Source organism: Usitatibacter rugosus (assembly GCF_013003965.1).
GTDB lineage: Bacteria > Pseudomonadota > Gammaproteobacteria > Burkholderiales > Usitatibacteraceae > Usitatibacter > Usitatibacter rugosus.
In genome coordinates this window covers 3,982,855-4,001,452 of sequence record NZ_CP053069.1, presented here as the reverse complement: position 1 = coordinate 4,001,452, position 18,598 = coordinate 3,982,855, and the positions used below count along the sequence as shown (strand labels likewise).

General features: G+C 68.1%; 19 protein-coding genes and 1 riboswitch. Of the genes, 11 read left to right on the top strand and 8 right to left on the bottom strand.

Translation table 11 applies throughout. The features are described from left to right. Position 1 precedes the first annotated feature (1 nt). Together DSM104443_RS19000 and DSM104443_RS18995 are read left to right on the top strand one after the other, a co-directional pair. Positions 2-496: a hypothetical protein gene (locus DSM104443_RS19000; protein WP_171095087.1), complete on the top strand. Its 495-nt coding sequence runs from the start codon at positions 2-4 to the stop codon at positions 494-496. After that, entirely contained in the window at positions 493-1,254 is a 762-nt protein-coding gene (locus tag DSM104443_RS18995; RefSeq protein ID WP_171095084.1) for a TylF/MycF/NovP-related O-methyltransferase, read from the top strand. Before DSM104443_RS19000 ends, DSM104443_RS18995 begins: the two co-directional genes overlap by 4 nt. Here the strand turns inward: DSM104443_RS18995 and DSM104443_RS18990 are convergent, their stop codons facing one another. After that, positions 1,255-3,099, bottom strand: a complete 1,845-nt coding sequence (locus tag DSM104443_RS18990) for a TonB-dependent receptor domain-containing protein (RefSeq protein WP_171095082.1) — start codon at positions 3,097-3,099, stop codon at positions 1,255-1,257. 42 nt (positions 3,100-3,141) lie between these two features. Further along, positions 3,142-3,284, bottom strand: a riboswitch (cobalamin riboswitch). A gap of 39 nt (positions 3,285-3,323) precedes the next feature. Between DSM104443_RS18990 and DSM104443_RS18985 the strand changes: the two genes are divergently transcribed. From DSM104443_RS18985 to DSM104443_RS18970, 4 genes are all read left to right on the top strand, one after another. Continuing rightward, complete coding sequence (locus DSM104443_RS18985; protein ID WP_171095068.1) at positions 3,324-3,524, top strand: cell division protein ZapB; 201 nt, start codon at positions 3,324-3,326, stop codon at positions 3,522-3,524. After that, positions 3,521-3,844: a cell division protein ZapA gene (locus DSM104443_RS18980; protein WP_171095066.1), complete on the top strand. Its 324-nt coding sequence runs from the start codon at positions 3,521-3,523 to the stop codon at positions 3,842-3,844. Before DSM104443_RS18985 ends, DSM104443_RS18980 begins: the two co-directional genes overlap by 4 nt. A 190-nt stretch (positions 3,845-4,034) precedes the next feature. Beyond that, positions 4,035-4,493, top strand: a complete 459-nt coding sequence (locus DSM104443_RS18975; protein WP_171095065.1) for an EVE domain-containing protein — start codon at positions 4,035-4,037, stop codon at positions 4,491-4,493. Position 4,494: 1 nt separating this feature from the next. Continuing rightward, positions 4,495-5,292, top strand: a complete 798-nt coding sequence (locus tag DSM104443_RS18970) for a sulfite exporter TauE/SafE family protein (protein WP_171095063.1) — start codon at positions 4,495-4,497, stop codon at positions 5,290-5,292. Positions 5,293-5,352: 60 nt separating this feature from the next. On the opposite strand, the gene DSM104443_RS18965 is transcribed toward DSM104443_RS18970, so the two are convergent. Both DSM104443_RS18965 and DSM104443_RS18960 read right to left on the bottom strand, forming a co-directional pair. Next, positions 5,353-6,477 carry a M20 family metallopeptidase gene (locus DSM104443_RS18965; protein ID WP_171095061.1) on the bottom strand — a complete coding sequence of 375 codons (1,125 nt, stop codon included), beginning with the start codon at positions 6,475-6,477 and terminating at the stop codon, positions 5,353-5,355. Positions 6,478-6,503: 26 nt separating this feature from the next. Continuing rightward, positions 6,504-7,247, bottom strand: coding sequence for a TerC family protein (locus DSM104443_RS18960; protein ID WP_171095059.1), 744 nt, complete (start codon positions 7,245-7,247; stop codon positions 6,504-6,506). Between the two features lie 66 nt (positions 7,248-7,313). On the opposite strand from DSM104443_RS18960, the gene DSM104443_RS18955 reads away from it, so the two are divergent. Beyond that, positions 7,314-8,057, top strand: coding sequence for a DUF3530 family protein (locus DSM104443_RS18955; protein ID WP_171095058.1), 744 nt, complete (start codon positions 7,314-7,316; stop codon positions 8,055-8,057). Positions 8,058-8,060: 3 nt separating this feature from the next. On the opposite strand, the gene DSM104443_RS18950 is transcribed toward DSM104443_RS18955, so the two are convergent. Then, entirely contained in the window at positions 8,061-9,224 is a 1,164-nt protein-coding gene (locus DSM104443_RS18950; RefSeq protein ID WP_171095057.1) for a DUF5666 domain-containing protein, read from the bottom strand. Continuing rightward, complete coding sequence (locus DSM104443_RS18945; RefSeq protein ID WP_171095056.1) at positions 9,214-10,032, bottom strand: DUF6502 family protein; 819 nt, start codon at positions 10,030-10,032, stop codon at positions 9,214-9,216. The genes DSM104443_RS18950 and DSM104443_RS18945 overlap by 11 nt, the downstream gene beginning before the upstream one ends. A gap of 188 nt (positions 10,033-10,220) precedes the next feature. On the opposite strand from DSM104443_RS18945, the gene DSM104443_RS18940 reads away from it, so the two are divergent. The 3 genes from DSM104443_RS18940 (at position 10,221) to DSM104443_RS18930 (ending at position 12,457) form a co-directional block, all read left to right on the top strand. After that, positions 10,221-11,069: a hypothetical protein gene (locus DSM104443_RS18940; protein WP_171095055.1), complete on the top strand. Its 849-nt coding sequence runs from the start codon at positions 10,221-10,223 to the stop codon at positions 11,067-11,069. A gap of 7 nt (positions 11,070-11,076) precedes the next feature. After that, a complete protein-coding gene (locus DSM104443_RS18935; protein ID WP_171095054.1) occupies positions 11,077-11,883 on the top strand; it encodes a hypothetical protein in 807 nt (268 codons plus the stop codon). Positions 11,884-11,989: 106 nt separating this feature from the next. Beyond that, on the top strand, positions 11,990-12,457 hold the full coding sequence (locus tag DSM104443_RS18930; RefSeq protein ID WP_171095053.1) for an EF-hand domain-containing protein: 468 nt from the start codon (positions 11,990-11,992) through the stop codon (positions 12,455-12,457). Between the two features lie 37 nt (positions 12,458-12,494). On the opposite strand, the gene DSM104443_RS18925 is transcribed toward DSM104443_RS18930, so the two are convergent. The 3 genes from DSM104443_RS18925 to DSM104443_RS18915 all read right to left on the bottom strand — a co-directional run bounded on the left by DSM104443_RS18925 (position 12,495) and on the right by DSM104443_RS18915 (position 16,728). After that, positions 12,495-13,364 carry a phosphoribosylaminoimidazolesuccinocarboxamide synthase gene (locus DSM104443_RS18925; RefSeq protein ID WP_171095052.1) on the bottom strand — a complete coding sequence of 290 codons (870 nt, stop codon included), beginning with the start codon at positions 13,362-13,364 and terminating at the stop codon, positions 12,495-12,497. Continuing rightward, the gene (gene fba, locus DSM104443_RS18920) at positions 13,364-14,428 is read right to left on the bottom strand and encodes a class II fructose-bisphosphate aldolase (RefSeq protein ID WP_171095051.1); all 1,065 of its coding nucleotides are present in this window, start codon (positions 14,426-14,428) and stop codon (positions 13,364-13,366) included. Before fba ends, DSM104443_RS18925 begins: the two co-directional genes overlap by 1 nt. A gap of 143 nt (positions 14,429-14,571) precedes the next feature. Further along, positions 14,572-16,728, bottom strand: coding sequence for a winged helix-turn-helix domain-containing protein (locus tag DSM104443_RS18915; RefSeq protein ID WP_171095050.1), 2,157 nt, complete (start codon positions 16,726-16,728; stop codon positions 14,572-14,574). A gap of 112 nt (positions 16,729-16,840) precedes the next feature. Here DSM104443_RS18915 and DSM104443_RS18910 point away from each other — a divergent pair, with 112 nt between their 5' ends. Beyond that, complete coding sequence (locus DSM104443_RS18910; protein WP_171095049.1) at positions 16,841-18,598, top strand: Vgb family protein; 1,758 nt, start codon at positions 16,841-16,843, stop codon at positions 18,596-18,598.

The window sequence follows — 18,598 nt, the reverse complement described above, 5'->3', positions numbered from 1 at the left end:
CATGCGCCAGGTGATCTCGGCAGGACCCGCCCTCGATATCGCTTCCCTCGCGACCCAGCTCGCCGGGAGCGCCGCTCCCATCACGGACCCGTCGCGCGAGCTCGTGCAGCGCTACGGCTACCAGACCCTCTACGAAGTCCCGCGCGATTTGCAGAAGCGCCTTCGCCGCGAGCTGATCCGCGGGCACGCGGAGCGCCTGCAGTCCACGCCCGACGGCGTGTTCGACCACAGCGTGTTCCTCTTCCTCGCCGACTGGATGCGCTGGCTGTGGAGCGAGACGCCCACCGAGGAATGGGAAGCGGTCCTGATGGACGCCCGGCCCGCGGTGATCCGCTCGGAGCGCATCCACCACGTGGTGACCGCGCCCCGCGGCGACTACGACGGCTATCGCTGGCTCGACATGCGCAATGCCAAGCAGATGGATACGCTCATGCGCGGCCTCTATCGCGAGTTCGACTGCGAGTCGCGGGTCGTCGAGGCGAAGCTCGCCCCATGAGCAAGCTCGACAGCCTCAGCCTCGAGGTGAAGTTCCCGCTCCCCGACGGGCGCCTGCTCGTCCAGGGGCCGCTCACGTACAACCAGGACGGCCTCGCCTCGCAGCACAACGCAGACTTCATGCGCGACGCGCGCTTCCTGCGGGCGTACGGGGTCGGCCTCGAGAACGGCCGGCCCGGCACGCAGGTCGAGTGGCGCACGCACGTGGCGCTCTGGTGCGCCACCCAGGCGCTCGCCCTCGAGGGCGACTTCGTGGAGTGCGGCGTGCACACGGGGATCCTCTCCGGCGCCGTGATGACGTGGCTCGACTTCGCGAAGCAGGCCTCGCGCAAGTTCTACCTCTTCGACACCTGGGCCGGCATCCCCGCCGAGCAGGTGAACGAGGAGGAAAAGCGCTTCGGCGTCCTCGAGATGAACCGCAAGTACCAGAACGGCGATGCGCTGCATGCCGACGTGGTGAAGAAATTCTCGCGCTGGCCCAACGCCGTGGTGGTGCGCGGGCGCGTTCCCGACACGCTCTCGGCCATGGCCGGCTCCACGAAGGTCGCCTACGCCTCCATCGACATGAACGTGGCGGCGGCGGAGATGGCGGCGGCGGAGTTCCTCTGGCCGCGCCTCGTGCCCGGCGCGTTCATGCTGCTGGACGACTACGGCTGGGCCGCGCACCTCAACCAGAAGAAGGCCTGGGACGCCTGGGCGCTCGCGCACGGGGTGATGATCCTGTCGCTCCCCACGGGCCAGGGCCTGATCCGCAAGTAACTAGAACGCGTCGAAGCGCACGGTGAGCAGCACGCCGCGCCCCGGAGCGTTGTAGCCCACGGCGCTCTCGTACTTGCGGTCCGTGAGGTTGGTGGCCGAGAGCTCGACCGCCCAGCGCCGGTCCACCTGGTAGCGAACGCGCGCGTCCAGGATCGCGTAGCCGGGCAGGCGCGTGTCGGGCGCTTCGGTGACCGAGTCGAAGCGGTCGCCGCTCGCGAACACGGAAGCGCCCACGGTCCATGCCGAGCCGAAGCGCTTCGAGGCCGAGAGGGTGCCGAACTGCTCGGCACGTCCCTGCAGGCGCTTGCCGGTCTCGTCGTCCTCCGGACGCTGCACGGTGAGAGCCCCGCGCCAGTCGATGCCGAGCCACGTCGCCTGCACGTTCGCCTCCGCGCCGCGGATGCGCGCCTTCTTCACGTTCTCCACCGTCGGGAAGACGTACGTGATGAGGTCCTCGATGCGGTTGTCGAATGCGGTGATGCGCCAGGTCCACGCGCTTTTCGGTGCGCTGCGCAGCGAGATCTCGGTGCTGTGGCTGCGCTCGGGGCGCAGGTTCGCGTTGGGCACGTAGAAGTCCGACGTCGGGCCGTAGAGGTCGAAGAACGTCGGCATGCGGAAGCCCTCTCCGTACGTGGCCGAGAGCGCGCCGACCCAGGGCCAATCGACGCCGTAGCTCAAGCTTCCGGTGGTGCTGTCCCCGAAGGATTCGTCCAGGTCGTAGTCGCGGCGGATGCTCGCTTCCGTGCGCTGGCCGTACCAGAGCTGGTTGATGCTCGCGAACACGCCCGCCACCTCGCGATGGTCCTTCGCGAACGTGGAGCTCGATTGCACGATCGTCTGGCGCAGGCCCTCGGCGCCCGCGAGCATGGAGCCGCCCGGGATGGTGAACTCGTTCACCCACGAGAGCTGGTCCTGCTGCGTCTTGAAGGTGCTGGGGAAGGCGCCCGTGACCTGCGTGTCGTCGAGGCCGAAGTTGTACGTGAGGCGGCTGGTCCAGCCGGTCGCGAAGAGCGAGGCGGCCGACACGCTCGCGCCGTAGAGCGTCTGCTTGTTCAGGTCGTCGTGCAGGTTGCCGTCGTTGTCGGCGCAGCCGTCGAAGTGCGTCTTGCCCTGGGAGACGAAGCCGTTGAAGGACAGCATCTCGCCGTTCCAGAGCTGCTGCGTGACCTTGGCGTTGAAGAACGCGTTCTCGTACGGATCGCGATCCGGGTCGTGGCAGAAGTTGCGCGAGTTGGTGGCGCTGGGTGCGTCCACCTTGCGGTAGCCGGTGGAGACCGAAAAGGATGTCGTCTTGTCGACGCCGGTCACGCCCGCGCTCGCGCGCCAGTCGTTGTCCTCGCCGTAGCCCGCGTTGGCGAAGAAGTGCGGGACCTTCTTGCCGCGCGTGAAGACCTGCACCACGCCGCCGATCGCATCGGCCCCGTAGAGGCTCGACACCGGGCCCTTCACCACCTCGATCCGCTCGATCATCTCGAGCGGGATGTTCTCGATCGAGGTCGTGCCGAGCGGGTTGTTCACGCGGATGCCGTCGATCAGCACCAGCGTCTGTCCGGAGGTCGAGCCGCGGATGAAGAGGCCGCCCGGTTGCCCCGGGCCGCCCGTGCCGCGGAATTCGATGCCGGCGTTTCGCTGCAGCACTTCGGCGAGCGACAGGTTGCCCGCGGCGTCGAGGTCGGTGCGCGTGATGACGATCGTGTCGCGCACGGTCTGCACCTCGGGCTTGAGGCTGCGGGTGGCCGTGACCACGATCGGGTCGAGCATCGTCGGCTGCGCGGGAGGGGGAACTTGCGCCTGGGCGCCGAGGGCGGCGAGGCCGAACAGGCCCGCGAGCTTCGAGGGTTGCATGGTGATCCTTGGCTTGGCAGCGAGCGTCCCCGCAGGCTGCAAGGTTGAGGGCACGAGGGGGCCGGTCTCCGGACTCGCGAGCGCCTGCTCGCCTACCGTTGCGGGGGCAGCGCCGGCTTCGAACCGGCTTCCCGAGCATCCCAACGCACCGGCGATGATAAAGCACTTTCAAAAGAGATGCTTACGCATTGACGGGCCAAGGAAATTCACCTATCTTGGTTCCCATGGAAGCGGAACTCCACGACCTCGAGGCCAAGCTTGCGCAGGTCGTGCAGCGCCTGAAAACGCTGCGCGAGGAGAACCGTGACCTTCGCCAGCAGGTTGCGGCGCGCGCCGACGAGAACGCGCGCCTCGGCGAGAAGCTCGCCTCCGCCAAGACGCGCATCGAGGCGCTCCTCAAGCAGATTCCCGAGACCGAGTCGTGAAGGACGCCGCGGAAAAAGGCGCACTTACGATCACCGTGCTCGGCCGCGAGTTCCGCGTGGGCTGTCCCGAGGGCGAAGAGAAGCAGCTCCTCGCGTCCGTCGATTTCCTGAACCGCCGCATGAAGGAAGTGCGCGACACCGGCAAGGTCGTCGGCAACGAGCGCATCGCGATCATGGCCGCGTTGAACATCGCGCACGAAATGTTGTCGCGCAAGGGCGGCGATTCCGGTGGCGACAGCGCCGCCGTTCGGCGTAGAATCGTTGCCATGCAGGAGACGCTGGAATCGGCGCTCGCGTCGGACCAGGACAATTTGTTCTAGGCGTTTTCGGTTTCCTGCGGCGTTCGTCCAGGCTCAAATCCTTGAACCGATAAGTGGTATGAAATGGACGCCCGCTCAGTGCGCTATTGTGCGCGTCCCACGTCGGACGTACCTGCGGCGCGCGGTGGGTGACCGCCTTGAACCTCTGGGTTCAGGTTAGCGGCCTGGGCGAACACCGCAGGGAATCGCGATGAATTACTGGTTGATGAAGTCCGAGCCCGACGAGTTTTCCATAGACGATCTCGTCGCGGCCCCCAAGCAGTCCACCCCCTGGTTCGGCGTTCGCAACTACATGGCGCGCAACTACATGCGCGATTCCATGACGGTGGGCGACGGCGTGCTCTTCTACCACTCGAGCTGCGAAGTCCCCGGCATCTACGGCCTGGCGGAAGTCGCGAGCACGTCCTATCCCGACGACACGCAGTTCCAGAAGAAGAGCCCGTACTACGACCCCAAGGCGAAGAAAGAGGAGCCGCGCTGGATGCTCGTGGACGTGAAGCTCGCCAGGAAGACGCGTCCCATGCCGCTGGAGGAAATGCGCGGCTACCCGCAGCTCGCGGAGATGGTGACGCTGCGCAAGGGCAACCGCCTGTCGATCACCCCCGTCACGGCAGCCGAGTGGAAGTTCATCACCGCGAAGCTGAAGTGAGATGCCGCTAGCGGAGCTCGGCGCCTACCTGGGCATCGGCGCCGTCGTCGGGTTCCTCGCGGGGCTGCTGGGCATCGGCGGCGGGCTCATCATCGTGTCCTCGCTGGCGCTGATGTTCGCGGCGCACGGCTTCCCCCCGGCCTTCATCATGCACATGGCGATCGGCACGTCGCTCGCGGCCATCATGGCGGGCGCGTGGTCCTCGTTCCGCACCCATCACAAGCACGGCGCCGTCGACTGGCCGATCGTGAAGACGATGGTGCCGGGTCTCTTCGCGGGCGTGCTGGCCGGCGTGGTCGTCGCTCGCTTCGTGCCGACGGGCGTGCTGAAGGTCGTCTTCCTCGCGTTCATGGCCGTGATGATCGTGACGATGGTCTTCGACCTCAAGCCGACGCAGCGCCGCGAGCTTCCGGGCGCCAGCGGCCTGCGCGGCTGGGCGTTCTTCATCGGCACGGCGTCGAGCCTCTTCGGCGGCGGCGCCGCCGCGATCGGCGTGCCGTTCTTCACGTGGTGCAGCATGACCGTGCACCGCGCCATCGGGACCTGCGCCGCGATGGGCTTCCCGCTCGCGATCGCGGGCACCGTCGGCTACGCCATCGCGGGATGGACCGTCCCCGGTCTTCCCGAGTGGAGCCTGGGCTTCGTCTACCTGCCGGCGTTCGTGGGGATCTCGGCCACCAGCGTGCTCGTGGCGCCGTTCGGCGCGCGGCTCGCGCACAAGCTTCGTGGCGCCACGCTGCGTCGCATCTTCGCGCTCTTCCTGATCGCGACGGGCATCAAGCTCGCGATCTCGGTGTGAGTCGTCGCCCCCGCGTAGGCGGGGGCCCAGGCTGGATTCCCGCCTTCGCGGGAATGACGTTCACTTCCAGCGAAGCATCAAGGTCTTGAAGAGATCCACGGATTGCTCGATGCGCGTCATCGAGCACCACTCGTCCGTCTGGTGGGCGAGGGTGGGCTCGCCGGGGCCGAGGATCACGGCGGGCGGGCCGCCGAAGCCGCGCTTGAGATCCGCGCCGTCGGTGGAGAAGGTGATGGTCTTCGGCGTCGGGCGTCCGTCGAGCAGCGGCGTGCACGTCTCGAAGACCTGCTGCACCCATTCGTTCGAAGGCTCCGTGTAGAGCGGCGCCGTATCGACGATCTTGCGGACGTGCGCTCCGCGGGGTGCGAGCAGCGCTTCGATCGAGTGGCACAGGTGCACGTGGTCGATGCCGGGCACGGTGCGCGTGTCGACGGTGATCTTCGCGCGGTCGGGCACCGAGTTGGTGTTGAGGCCGCCGTGGATCGTGCCGACGTTCATCGTGGGCTTGCCCATCACCGCATGCGAGTGCACCGGGAACTCGAAATGCTCGAGGTCGCCGATCACCTTCGCCATCTTGAGGATCGCGTTGTCGCCGACCTCGGGCATCGAGCCGTGCGCCGTGACGCCCGTGGTCTCGATCTCGAACCAGGCGAGACCCTTGTGGCCGATGTACGGATAGTTCGCCGTGGGCTCCGCGACGACGATCGCGCCCGCGCGCGGCAGGAGCTTGTGGTCGGCGAGGAATCGCGCGCCCTCGCAGCCGACTTCCTCGCCGGCGGTGATGACGACGACGAGGCCGGGTCCCTTGGCGAGCTGCGGCGCGAGCTCGATCGCGGCGGCCACCAGTGCCGCGATGCCGCTCTTCATGTCGGTGGAGCCGCGACCGTAGAGCTTGTCGCCCTCGGTCTCGCCCGCGAACGCGTCGTGCGACCACGGGGCGGCGCCGAGCGGCACGACATCGATGTGGCCGGTGAAGCAGATCGGGGGTCGATCGTCGTCTCCGCCGATCTCGGCCACGAGGCTGGTGCGAGATTCGGCGAACTCGTGGTACTTGACCGCGAAGCCCGCGGATTCGAGCAGGCCTCCCAGGTGGCGGGCGCAGGCGCGCTCCATCCCCGGCGGGTTGATCGTGTTGTAGCGCAGCAGCTCGCGGGTGAGCGACCGCGGATCGATGCGGGCCGTCATCCGTGAATCATCTCACGGCGCGGACGCTACGGATGCGCGTGTGCTTTCTTCCTGCGGTTGCGAACCCAGTAGTTGAGCGCTTCCACGGCGATCGAGAACGCGAGCGAAAAGTAGAGGTAGCCCTTCGGGATATGGAAATGCAGGCCGTCGGCGACCAGGAAGACGCCGATCATCATCAGGAACGAGAGCGCCAGCATCTTCACGGTCGGGTGCGCGGAGACGAAGTTCGCGAGCGGCGTGGAGGCCACCAGCATGATGATCATCGCGATCACGACGGCGAGCACCATCACCCAGAGCTGGTCGGCCATGCCCACCGCGGTGATCACCGAGTCGAGCGAGAAGATGATGTCGATGACCGCGATCTGCGTCACGATCATCCCGAAGGTGGCGCCGCGCTGCGCGGGGCCCTTGTCCTCGGGCTCGCCCTCCATCTCGTTGTGGATTTCGTGCGTGGCCTTCACCAGCAGGAAGACGCCCCCGACGATGAGGATCACGTCGCGCCACGAGATCGACAGGGTGAGCACGGTGAACAGCGGCTCGGTGAGCGTCACGATCCACGCGAGCATCGCGAGCAGGATGAGGCGCGTACCGAGCGCCATGGCGAGGCCCACCTTGCGGGCCATCGGACGCTGGGGCTCCGGCAGCCGGTTGGTGAGGATCGCGATGAACACGAGGTTGTCGATCCCCAGCACGATCTCGAGGCCGGCCAGCGTGATCAGCGAAAGCCAGATCGCCGGATCCGAGATCCAGTCGAACGCGAAGAATTCCATGGTCGTTCTCTCCCCGGCCCGGGTGGCCGCGCTGGGCTATTCTTGCCGAAAGGGAGGATGCAGGGAATGAGAACCGCAATTCGCACCGCCGTCGCCATCCTGTCCTGCGCCGCGACGCTCGCGTTCGCCCAGGACTACGAGCGGGAGAAGCGCTGGGCGGACGAGGTCGAGCCCGGCGTGGTCGTGGGCGATGCCGTGTGGATTCCCGCGGCATCGGGGCGCAAGTTCCTCGCCCTCTACGCGCCGGCGAAGGAAGCCAAGGGCGCGCTCGTCATCGTGCACGGTGCCGGCGTGCACCCGGACCATGGCCTGATCGGGATCCTGCGCGCCAAGCTCACCGACATGGGCTACACGACGCTCTCCATCCAGATGCCCGTGCTCGCCGCCGATGCGAAGCACGAGGACTATCCCAAGGTATTTCCCGACGCGTTCGACCGGATCGCGCGCGCCTCGGCGTGGCTGCGAGAGCGCACGCCCGCGAAGCAGGTGCTGGTGAGCCACAGCATGGGCGCGTACATGAGCAACGCCTATCTCGATGCGGCGGCCTCGTCGCCGTTCGCGGCGTGGGTCTGCGTCGGGAGGCTGGGTCCTTTCACGGGCGGGGCGCGCGCACTGGCCCAACCGACGCTCGACATCTACGGCGAGCAGGATTTTCCCGCGGTGCTCGCCGGCGCCGAGGCGCGCCGAAAGGCCCTCGTGGGCCGTGGCTCGCGGCAGACCGTCATCGCCGCCGCGGACCACTTCTTCGTCCGCCACGAGGATGAGCTCGCACGGGCGATCGACGGGTGGCTCGCCGGAGCCCTGAAGTAGCGCTCAGGGCAGGAGGGTCGCCTCCGACACGCGCAGTGCGCCGGGACCCGCGGTCCCCACGATCGCGAGGCGCCGTCCGTTGGCGATGTCCGAGGCATTGCCGCCCCGGATGACCGCCGTCGTGAGATCCACCGGTTCTCCCCGCACACGTAACGCTGCGAGCGACGTGTAGTCGCTCACGGTACCGCTCACCCGATAGACGATCTGTCCCACGGCGGTCACCGAGGTCGGCATGAGTGACGTGGCCGATGACGCGGTGGCCACGACGCGCACGCGCGCCCCGGATGAGATCGGCGTGGGTCCGGGCGCACCGGCTGCGATGTCGTAATCGTGCGCGGGCGTGCGCAGGACGAAGCTCCCGTTCGATGCCACGTTGAGCGCGATTCCCTCGAGCTCGACCGTGGTGCTGGCCGCCGGCGCGAAATCGGGCAGCAGGAACACGAACTCGTTCGTGATCGCGACCGCAGCCGCGTTGTAGTTGCCATTCACGCGGGCGCGGCCTCCGATCGGCGGCGGCGGACTGAAGCTCCCGCTCGAGATGCCGGGCACCAGGATGCCGGCGAGCGACAGGCCCGTCGCCGACAGCGAGTCGATCCGCGCCGAGACCGAGATGCGTCCATCGGCGGGCGCGGCCGTCTGCGTGATGCGCGTCGCGAGGATCGTGCGCAGGTCCGCGAGCGGCAGGCCCGAGACCTCCACGTAGGCGCCCGAGGCAAGACCGGGAAAGCCGGCCACGCCGTCGTAGAGGGTGTTCGCGTCGACGACGAAGGTGAACGTCGCCACGGTGAAGCGCTGGGCGGCGGCGTCGACGGAGATCACCGGCCCGCGCACGGCGCTCTGGGCACCGCCCTCGCGCAACACGACGGGGACGGTGCCATAGGGGCCCGTCACGGTACCGGCCGCCTCGAGATTCATGCCGAGGCGAAGCGACGAGACGCCGGCATTCGTCGTCTCGTCGCGGCGGATGACCGCGGTGGACGGCTCGAGCGAGGCCAGACCGACCGAGAACGGTTCGACGCTCACGACGGTGCCCGCGACGAGCGACTTGCCGTCGGCGGGCACGCTGCCGGTTCCGTTGCTGCCGGTCTTCGTCTCGAGGCAGCCGGGGAGGAGGGCGATCGCGAGGATCGCGCCGAAGCGCCGGAGCGCGAGAGGTTCAGTCTTCATCGGATTCCTTTTTCTGGGGCGACGCGGTCGCGTCCCCGGAGGGGGTTTCGACATAAACGTAGACACCCACGCGAATGCGCGTCGTGGCCGGACGGCCGAGGCGTTGGTCCTCGGCTTCCAGCACGTCCGCGCGGGCGATCAGCTCGTCGTGCACGCGCTTCCAGTGCGCGCGGGCTTCTTCGTGCAGCACCTTCGCCGACTCCTCCGAGAGCTCGTCGCCGAAGAGAGTGCGTTCCAGGAAGGGGGGCGATGCGCCGAGCACGTTGGCGACGGCGGCATCGGCGTGGTCCTGCAGGTTTTCCGCGAGGGGACCCAGCCGGTCGGTGAACTCGCGCTGCGAGAGGAACGCGTCTCCGACGGGCCGCACCGTGTCGTCCACGCCCGTCTCGGCGTAACCCAGCCGCACCAGCTCGGCCAGCACCGACGAGGGCCGGAGATCGCGCGTCACACCCTTCACCAGCACGTCGAAGGACCCCTCGCCTCGCAAGGGCAGCGCGCGGGGCTTGCCGTCCGCTCCGCGCCATTCCTCGCGCAGGGTCCACGCGGTGTAGACGGCCGAAGCGAACGACGTCACCGACTCCGGGCCCCATTCGTCCGCGGCGGGCGTGGTGAGCCGGCGCACTTCCTTGCGGTTGATGCCGGTGAGCAGCGAGAGGCGGCTGTCGGTCCCGGCCTCCTCGCCGAAGTGGCGCTGGGCCGCTTCGACGTACGCCCGCTTCAGCGATTCGCTCGCCGCCTGGATCGGCACGCCGCCCGCGATCAGCAGGCGCGCGACCGGCCGCAGCACCCGGGCGAGGGCGCGGAGCACGGCGGATTGGCGGGTTTTCGACTCGGATTCGGACACGGGCTTCGATCGACATTTCTTGCGTGTGGGAAGTGTTCCCACATTTGTTGGCCGGGGCAAGGCTTGACAACGAGGCCCATCATACCGCAATGTGGGAAAAATTCCCGCAGTTTGATGCAGCCGTTCAATTCACTGATCCAAAGGAAGATTCCATGTTCTTTCAACGCCTCTCCGCCCTGTTCGTGGTGTTCCTCTCCATCGTCTCCTGCGGCTCGGCCGCGGCCGAGCCGGCTGTAAGTAAGCCCAAGCTCTCCATCCTCCCGCCGCTCGCCGCCGTGGCCGTGGAACCGGCGATCGCGCCGCCCGGCACGGCCCGGAAGATCATCGTCGCGGGGATGTGGCCGAACTCGTGCGTACCGACGGGCGCGAAGCTGGGACTGCCGCCGTCGTACGCCCGGACGCAGGCGATCGGCATCCTGCTTTCCGAGCAGCAGACGTTCCAGGCCTGCTTCTCCGCGTTCGCGCCTTACCGGTTCGAGCTCGACTACACGCCGGAGGCGGTGGGCCAGGTCGAAGTCCTGGTGATGACCAACCAGGCCTCGCCGATCACATCCGGCTGGATGATCACCGCGACGGCCGAGAAGCCGAAGGCGTTCCACGACGTCTCCGGCACCTGGTTCGATCCGGCGACGGCGGGCTCGGGCCTGATGATCTCGCACGACTACGGCAACAACGACGACGTCTTCGCGACCTGGCACGTCTATGACCCGGCGACGGGCGCCACGCGCTGGTACTGGATCCAGCAGGGCGACTGGAAGGTGAACGGCCTGGTGTGGGAAGGCTTCATGTTCGAGTCGACGGCCACGCCGTCCTCGTGCGCGGCGCCCTGCGCGATGCCGCTGTCCAACGTCATCTTCCAGGGCAGCGTGAGGCTCACGTTCTCGCCGAGCTTCGTCCACGGCAATCTCGACGCGACGATGGACTTCACGCCCAACAACGGAACGCAGCGCCGCGCCTCGAACCTGCAGCGCTTCATCCCGCGGCGCCTGGTCATCCAGTGAGGGCGCCATGAAGACACGCGCCTTCGCCCCGTTCGTGCTGCTCGCCATCGCAACGCTCGTCTCACCCCCCGGGCGCGGCGATGGCGAGACCGGCACGAAGCTGAGCCCCGTTCCTCCGGTGCTGGTCATCTCGGTCGATCCCCCGGTCGCGCCGCCCGGCGTGAAGCGCACGATCCAGGTGAGCGGCTTCTCGACCGACGCGTGCTTCCCCACCGAAGCCCGCCTCGGCCGCGGCCGGCAGACGTTGGACGTCGCCGTGCTGCTCACGGTGCCGCACTCCACGACCCTCTGCGCGCAGACCTTCCACACCTGGAGCTTCTCGCTCGAGTACACACCCGACATGGCGGGCACCCGGGACATCCTCGTCATGACGACGGAGCCCGGGGCCCTCGGGCGGGGAATGCTCGTCACGTCGTACAGCGCGGCGGTGCGCTCGAAGTTCAACATCAACGGCGCGTGGTACGACCCGGCGACGAACGGCTCCGGAATGACGTTCGACCACCGCTACGCCGGCAGCGACACCGTCTTCGCGACGTGGCAGATCTACGATGCGAACGGCGATCCCCGCTGGCTCTCGTTGCAGCAGACGCGATGGACCGGCGACGGGTCGGTGCTCGAAGGCACGATGTACGGAACGAAGTCGTCGCCGTCCTACTGCGCGACGTGCCCGTCGCTCCTCACGCAGATCGAGGCCTTGGGCGAGGCGCGTATCACGTTCGCCGTCGTGGAAGGCCGGCTGAGGGGCGCGTTCGACTCGGTCCATGAGGGCGGCACGCACCGCATCGCCGACCTGGTGCAGCTCCTGACGTACTGAGCGGCTTGAACTGTCGGCCGCGTCCTACGCGGAGCGCCCCGCATCGCTGGCTTCGCCGGGCGCGACGGGCGGTTACCTTGGAGCCTTCCCGTTCCGAGGTCTCACCATGCGCAAGCAATCCCCCGCTACCTGGCAATCCAAATGGAATCGCGTCGGCACCCGCGTCGCGCTCGTCGCGAGCTCGCTCGCCGCCGGCGTCTCGCTGGCCGGCTCCGACATGTCGAGCTTCAAGGCGATGGACGCCAACGGCGACGGCAAGGTCTCCATGGAGGAGCACACGGCCGCCGCGAAGAAGATGTTCGACACGATGGACGCCAACCACGACGGAAAGGTGACCGCCGCGGAGATGGATGCAGCCCACGAGCAGGTCACGGGCCGCAAGGCAGCCGCCGGCGAGAAGACTTCGGCGGAGAAGATTCGCGCGATCGACAAGAACAACAACGGCGAGCTGTCGGCCGGCGAGCACGAGGCGGGATCGAAGCGGATGTTCGACGTGATGGACACGAACCACGACGGCTTCCTCAGCCAGGCCGAGTTGGACAAGGCCCACGCGCAGCTGCTGAAGAAGAAGTAGATCCCCGCCTTCGCGGGGATGACGGTCGGGCGGGAGGCTACGCGACGAGGCGGCTCATCGCCTCTTGATACTTCTCGCTGGTGCGCCGTGCCACGTCCTCGGGAACCGGGGGCGCGGGCGGCTTGCGCTCGAAGCCGATCGAGTCGAGCCAGTTGCGGATGTACTGCTTGTCGAAGCTCTCCGGCACTTCGCCTTCCTTCCAGGTGGCGGCGGGCCAGAAGCGCGACGAGTCGGGCGTGAGCGCCTCGTCGATGATGTGCAGCTTGCCGGCATCGTCCAGTCCGAACTCGAACTTGGTGTCGGCGATGATGATGCCCTTGGTCAGCGCGTATTCCGCGGCGGCCTTGTAGAGCTTGATCGCGATCTCGCGCACTTCCTTCGCGCGCGCTTCCCCCACAATCTTGATCATCGTCTCGAACGAGATGTTCTCGTCGTGGATGCCCGCCTCGGCCTTCGTGGCCGGGGTGAAGATCGGCTCGGGCAGCTTCGAGGCGCGCTTCAGACCCGCAGGCAGCTTGATGCCGCAGACCGTGCCCGTCTCGTTGTATTCCTTGAGCCCGCCGCCTTCGAGGTAGCCGCGCACGACCGCCTCGATCGGCAGGGGCTTCAGCTTCTTCACCACGATCGAGCGGCCGCGCACCTGCTCGCGCTCCTCCGGCTTCACCACCGTTTCCGGATCGATGCCAGTGAGCTGGTTGGGCACCATGCTTGCGAACTTCGCGAACCAGAAGTTCGCCATCTCGGTCAGCACGCGGCCTTTCTCGGGGATCGGCGTGGGCAGCACCACGTCGAACGCGGAGAGGCGGTCCGTGGTGACGATGAGCAGCTTGTCGTCACCCACCGCGTAGATGTCGCGCACCTTGCCGCGGCCGAGGAGCGGCAGCGACTTGATCGAGGACTCGTACATCAGTTGACGACCGCGGCGAGCTCGCCCTTCGCGTAGCGGTTGGCCATCTTCTCGAGCGTGAGCGGCTGCAGCTTCGAGCCCTGGCCCGCGCAGCCGAACTGCGTGTAGCGCTGCTTGCAGATTTCCTTGGCGGCGGCGCGCGCGGGCTTGAGGTAGTCGCGCGGATCGAAGGCGCTCTTGTTGTCGTTCAGGTACTTGCGGATCGCCGCGGTCATCGCCAAACGGATATCCGTATCGATGTTGATCTTGCGCACGCCGTGCTTGATGCCTTCCTGGATCTCTTCCACCGGCACGCCGTAGGTCTCCTTCATCTCGCCGCCGTTCTCGCGGATGATCTTCAGGAGGTCCTGCGGCACCGACGACGAGCCGTGCATCACGAGGTGCGTGTTGGGGATACGCGCGTGGATCGCCTTGATGCGGTCGATGGCGAGGATGTCGCCCGTGGGCTTGCGCGTGAACTTGTACGCGCCGTGCGAGGTGCCGATGGCGATGGCGAGCGCGTCGACGCCCGTCTTCTTCACGAAGTCGGCCGCTTGTTCCGGATCGGTGAGCAGCATCTCGCGGGTCATGACGGAGTCCGTGCCGTGGCCGTCTTCCTTGTCGCCCTTCATCGTCTCGAGCGAGCCCAGGCAGCCCAGCTCGCCTTCGACGGAGACGCCGAGGCGGTGGGCCATGTCGACGACCTTCTTGGTCACGTCGACGTTGTAGTCGTAGGAGGCGATGGTCTTGCCGTCGGCTTCGAGCGAGCCGTCCATCATCACGCTCGAGAAGCCGAGCTTGATGGCGCCTTCGCACACCGCGGGCGACTGGCCGTGGTCCTGGTGCATGGCGACCGGCGTCTTCGGGTAGCTCAGCACCGCGGCTTCGATCAGGTACTTGAGGAAGGTCTCGCCCGCGTACTTCCGGGCGCCCGCGGAGGCCTGCATGATCACCGGGCTGTCGGTCTCGCTGGCAGCCTCCATGATCGCCTGCACCTGCTCCAGGTTGTTCACGTTGAAGGCGGGGAGCCCGTAGCCGTTTTCGGCCGCGTGATCCAGCAATTGACGCATCGAGACGAGAGCCATGGCAGTTCCTCCGGTTGGACCGTCGATTTTACCCGCCTGCGGCACCGCGGCGAAATAGGACCACTAGCCTGTCGTCCCCGCGAGGCCCGTCATCCCGCGTAAGCGGGGACCCAGGCTGGATTCCCGCCTACGCGGGAATGACATTACCGGGCAATCATGAGGTCGATCAGGAGCTTTTCCTCGCGAACCACGATGACCGAGTCCTCGGCGGGCGAAACCGCCACCGAGCCCCCGAAGGCCGTGGGCGCGTAATCCCACTGGCGGGTGACGATCCCGGAGCGCAGGTCGAACCGGGCGAGGCTGTTGGCGGTGTCCCCGGGTTGCAGGAAATACACCGACTTCTCGCCCAGCGTCCAGGCGAAGCGGTTGAAGTCCGCGATCGGGATGTCGATGGGCTGGCACGTGAGCTCGGGCATGCGGCAACTGGTGAGGCCCCGAAGCTGCGGCTGGGCGAAGGCGATCCGCGTGCTGCTCAGCTGGTATTCGGAGACGAGGGGCACCGGCAGCCGCTCGATCGCGTGGAGGTCGCTGGCCTTGGCCCGGAGCAACCGCATCGCGCTTCCGGACGATTCGCCCACGTAGATCCACTGGCCGTCGCGGCTCTCGCGCACGTCGATCACCTGCGTGCCCAGCGGCTCGAGGATCTCGTACTTGCCGGTCGCGATCTCGATGCGCACCGCCTGCTGGCGCGATCGGAGTGGCCCGATCGGGATGCGCGTGGCATGCAGGGCCTTGCCATCGGCGCTCCAGTGCGGCCGGATGTGGCGGAATCCCGCGGGCAGCGTGAGCTTCGCCGGGGCGCCGTCCAGGGGTGCCACGAAGATGGCCTCGACGCCTTCCCGGTTCGACACGAACGCAATGCGCTTGCCGTCCGGCGAGTACTCGGCCTGGTTGGTGTAGCGCGTCGAGGGCCACAGCACGCGCGGCTTGATCACCGTGTCGCGCGGATCGAAGGCCCAGAGGTTGGCCGCGTAGGTCGCGTTCTCGTAGACCAGCGCGCCGCCCGGGGCGAGATCCGGGAAGCGGGCGCCGCGCGCCCCGAGCAGGCGAGCCTCGCCCGTGGCGACGTCGACCAGGTTCAACGCCCGGAAGCCGAACCAGTCCGCGGCCACGACGATCGGACCGTCGGGTCCCATCCACGCCGAGCCGTACGTGAGCCCCTCGGCGGCGCTGGCGGCCCGAGCGGTGGCCGGATCGGATACGTCGGCGACCCAGAGCTGGCGGTGCGACTCGGAGCCGCGGAAGAAGGAGAGGCGCTTGCCGTCGGTGCTGAACCGCGGCTGCAGGTCGTCGCCCACGCCGGGCTCGGGGCGCGTGAACGCGCGCGATTCACCCGTGGCCACGTCGGCGAGGATGACGCCGGCGGGATACGTCGGCCGCACGACGCCCACGAACGCGATGCGCTTGCCGTCGGGCGAGAGGTCGAAGCGGGCGCGCGGCGAGAGCTTGCAGTCGACGATCGGCCGCGTGGTGCCGGTCTCGAGGTCGTGCTCGACGATGGCGCAGTCGTTGTCGCGCGATTGCCAGTACGCGATGCGACGGCCGTCGGGGAAGAACACCGGCGCGATCTGCAGCCACCCCGATTCGCCGACCACGCGCTGCTCCGGGCCGTCCACCGAGCGGATCACGAGGCGCGACTTGCCGCCCTCGCCCTGCGAGTAGATGACGCGCTTGCCGTCGGGCGAGAAGCGCGGCCCGACCTCGAGCTCCGGATCCGAAGCGAACGGTTGTGCCGCCGTGATGCGACGCTCGAGATCCGAGATCGCGGCCGGCGAGATCGAAGCCGGCTGCCGCAGGAAGTAGATGAAGGCGCCGACGATCGCGACCGCGGCGAGCGCCGCCACGATGCGCACCGGGGTCGATTTGCGCAGTGCTGTTGGCGCGGGCGGAGGAGCCGCCGCGGCGGCCGCGGTCTCGGCCAGCGTGTCCAGCCATTCGACCGGTGCCACCAGCCGGTAGCCGATCTTCGGCAGCGTCTCCACGTAGCGGGACTGGCGCGCATCGTCGCCGAGCGCGGTCCGCAATTCGGCGATGGCGCGCGACAGGACTTCATCGTTCACCATCCGCCGCGGCCACACTTCCTCCAGCAGGGTTTCGCGCCGCACGACCTCGCCCGGGGTCGCGGCCAGCCTCAGCAGGATGTCGACCAGCAGGGGCCGCAGCCGCTCCGGCCCGCGGCGGCCGCGCACCTCGCCGGAGGCCGGATGGACCTCGAGGTCGCCCAGCCGGAACGGCCGGCTTTCGCGTTGGGAGCTTTTCGGGGGATCGGAGGCCACGCCGGGGATTCTACGGGGCGTCATGGGCCGCTCCCGGGTCCGGAGGTAATTCGGAAGAAAAACGGAGGTGCTCCACCGGGCCTCGGGGAGCCCGGCCGACCAGCATGGGCTCCTCGACTCTCTCCGGAGCTTCACCATGCTGCATCGCCTCTTCGCCCTGGCCGCCACGCTGGCGGTCCTGCCGGCGCTGGCCCAGTCGGCCTGCCCGTCGCGCCTTTTCGTGAGCGGTTACTTCACCACCGTCCAGGTCTATGACGCCTGCACCGGCGCCTACCTCCAGGAGCTGGACTCGCGCACGCGCCTGCGCGGCGCCCAGGCCGTGCGCCTCGGCCCCGACGGGTTCCTCTACGTCGTGGCGGAGGAAGCGGGCGTGATCGAGAAGTACGACAACGCCACGCTGGCCTACGTGGGCTCGTTCGCCTCCGTGACCAACCTCGGTGCCACCGGCATCACCTGGGACGCCTCCGGGACGGCCTACGTGTCCATGTACAACACGGGTGAGGTGCGCAAGTTCGGCCCGTCCGGCGCCGCGCTCGGCCCCGCCTTCCCCGCGGGCGCATCGGGACTCGGCGGACCCGACAACGGCACCACGTTCGGGCCCGACGGCAACCTCTACATCCCGGGCTACGACAGCAGCAACGTCGTGCGCTTCGATCCGCGCACCAACCAGACGAGCGTCGCGGTGCCGCCCTTCACGGCGGGCATCACGGCCACGCGCGGGCTCCTCGCGACGAAGGACGGCAAGGGCATGTACATCACGGCCGAGCTCTCGGGCCAGCTTCTTCGCTGGGACCTCGCGAGCGGCAGCGTCGTGCAGCTGCGCGCCGGGCTCGGCAGGCCTACCGGCATGGCGTATGCGCCCGATGGGACGCTGCTGGTGAACAGCGGCTCCACGGTCCTCAAGGTCGATCCGGCCACCGGTGCGACGGTCTCGACGTTCGTGACGCCGGCGCCGGCCCAGGTCAACGGGCTCGTGTTCCTGAACGTCATCAACAAACCCGGCGCCGCGCCCACGGTGGATGCCTCGCAGGTCGGCACGCAGTACTGGATCGTCGGCGACTCCGCGTTCAACGGGCGCGTGGTCGAGTTCAACAATGCGATCAGCGCCGGCGGCACGGGCTTCGGTGCGGACATGCGCCCCTCGGAGCTCACGAACAAGCGCTGGGGATCGATCCGCTTCGAGCTCCTCTCCTGCGACCGGGCGACGTTCACGTACACCTCGACCGGTCCCGACTCCGCGAACTTCGGCACCGGCGGCTATCCGCTGCAGCGCCTGTTCTCGAACGAGGCCACCGCGCGCTGCCAGCAGCAAGGCATCGACGCCGCGGACAAGAGCTGGGTGAACGGCCAGTGGTTCGGCGGCGACTCCCATTCGGGCGAGGGCTTCGCCCTGCACCGGCGCAGCGACGGCACGACGTTCCTGGCGTGGTTCACCTATCGTCCGACGCCCGGCTCCGGGTTCGACGCGAGCCAGGTCGGCTCGCAATACTGGCTCGCGGGGGACGCCCGCATCGTGGGCCGCACGCTCACTCTGCCGCTGCTCTCCGCCACGGGCACGAAGTTCGGGCCCGGCATGACGTTCAGCGAGCTCACGCTCAAGCGCTGGGGCACGGTCACGTTCGAGTTCACCAGCTGCACGACGGCGAACTTCTCGTGGACCTCGACCGGGGCGGACAGCGCCGGATTCGGCGACGGCGGCTACCCGATCACGCGCTTCTTCGACGACGAGTCGGTCGCGCGCTGCCAGGCGCAGGGCATCGACGCGGCGGACAAGAGCTGGGTGAACGGCTTCTGGTGGGGTGGCGCCGGGCGATCCGGCGAGGGCCTGTACTTCGACCGCCGCGGGAGCGACGGTGATACCTTCGTCGCGTGGTTCACGCATCGTCCGCGCTGA

Bases quoted from the DNA above. Each gene is read 5' to 3' on its own strand.
- DSM104443_RS18940 (WP_171095055.1), top strand. From the start codon at position 10,221: ATGTTCTTTCAACGCCTCTCCGCCCTGTTCGTGGTGTTCCTCTCCATC.
- DSM104443_RS18910 (WP_171095049.1), top strand. From the start codon at position 16,841: ATGCTGCATCGCCTCTTCGCCCTGGCCGCCACGCTGGCGGTCCTGCCG.
- DSM104443_RS18955 (WP_171095058.1), top strand. From the start codon at position 7,314: ATGAGAACCGCAATTCGCACCGCCGTCGCCATCCTGTCCTGCGCCGCG.
- fba (WP_171095051.1), bottom strand. From the start codon at position 14,428: ATGGCTCTCGTCTCGATGCGTCAATTGCTGGATCACGCGGCCGAAAAC.
- DSM104443_RS18930 (WP_171095053.1), top strand. From the start codon at position 11,990: ATGCGCAAGCAATCCCCCGCTACCTGGCAATCCAAATGGAATCGCGTC.
- DSM104443_RS18935 (WP_171095054.1), top strand. From the start codon at position 11,077: ATGAAGACACGCGCCTTCGCCCCGTTCGTGCTGCTCGCCATCGCAACG.
- DSM104443_RS18970 (WP_171095063.1), top strand. From the start codon at position 4,495: ATGCCGCTAGCGGAGCTCGGCGCCTACCTGGGCATCGGCGCCGTCGTC.
- DSM104443_RS18995 (WP_171095084.1), top strand. From the start codon at position 493: ATGAGCAAGCTCGACAGCCTCAGCCTCGAGGTGAAGTTCCCGCTCCCC.
- DSM104443_RS18965 (WP_171095061.1), bottom strand. From the start codon at position 6,477: ATGACGGCCCGCATCGATCCGCGGTCGCTCACCCGCGAGCTGCTGCGC.
- DSM104443_RS18990 (WP_171095082.1), bottom strand. From the start codon at position 3,099: ATGCAACCCTCGAAGCTCGCGGGCCTGTTCGGCCTCGCCGCCCTCGGC.
- DSM104443_RS18985 (WP_171095068.1), top strand. From the start codon at position 3,324: ATGGAAGCGGAACTCCACGACCTCGAGGCCAAGCTTGCGCAGGTCGTG.
- DSM104443_RS18975 (WP_171095065.1), top strand. From the start codon at position 4,035: ATGAATTACTGGTTGATGAAGTCCGAGCCCGACGAGTTTTCCATAGAC.
- DSM104443_RS18950 (WP_171095057.1), bottom strand. From the start codon at position 9,224: ATGAAGACTGAACCTCTCGCGCTCCGGCGCTTCGGCGCGATCCTCGCG.
- DSM104443_RS18960 (WP_171095059.1), bottom strand. From the start codon at position 7,247: ATGGAATTCTTCGCGTTCGACTGGATCTCGGATCCGGCGATCTGGCTT.
- DSM104443_RS18925 (WP_171095052.1), bottom strand. From the start codon at position 13,364: ATGTACGAGTCCTCGATCAAGTCGCTGCCGCTCCTCGGCCGCGGCAAG.
- DSM104443_RS19000 (WP_171095087.1), top strand. From the start codon at position 2: ATGCGCCAGGTGATCTCGGCAGGACCCGCCCTCGATATCGCTTCCCTC.
- DSM104443_RS18915 (WP_171095050.1), bottom strand. From the start codon at position 16,728: ATGACGCCCCGTAGAATCCCCGGCGTGGCCTCCGATCCCCCGAAAAGC.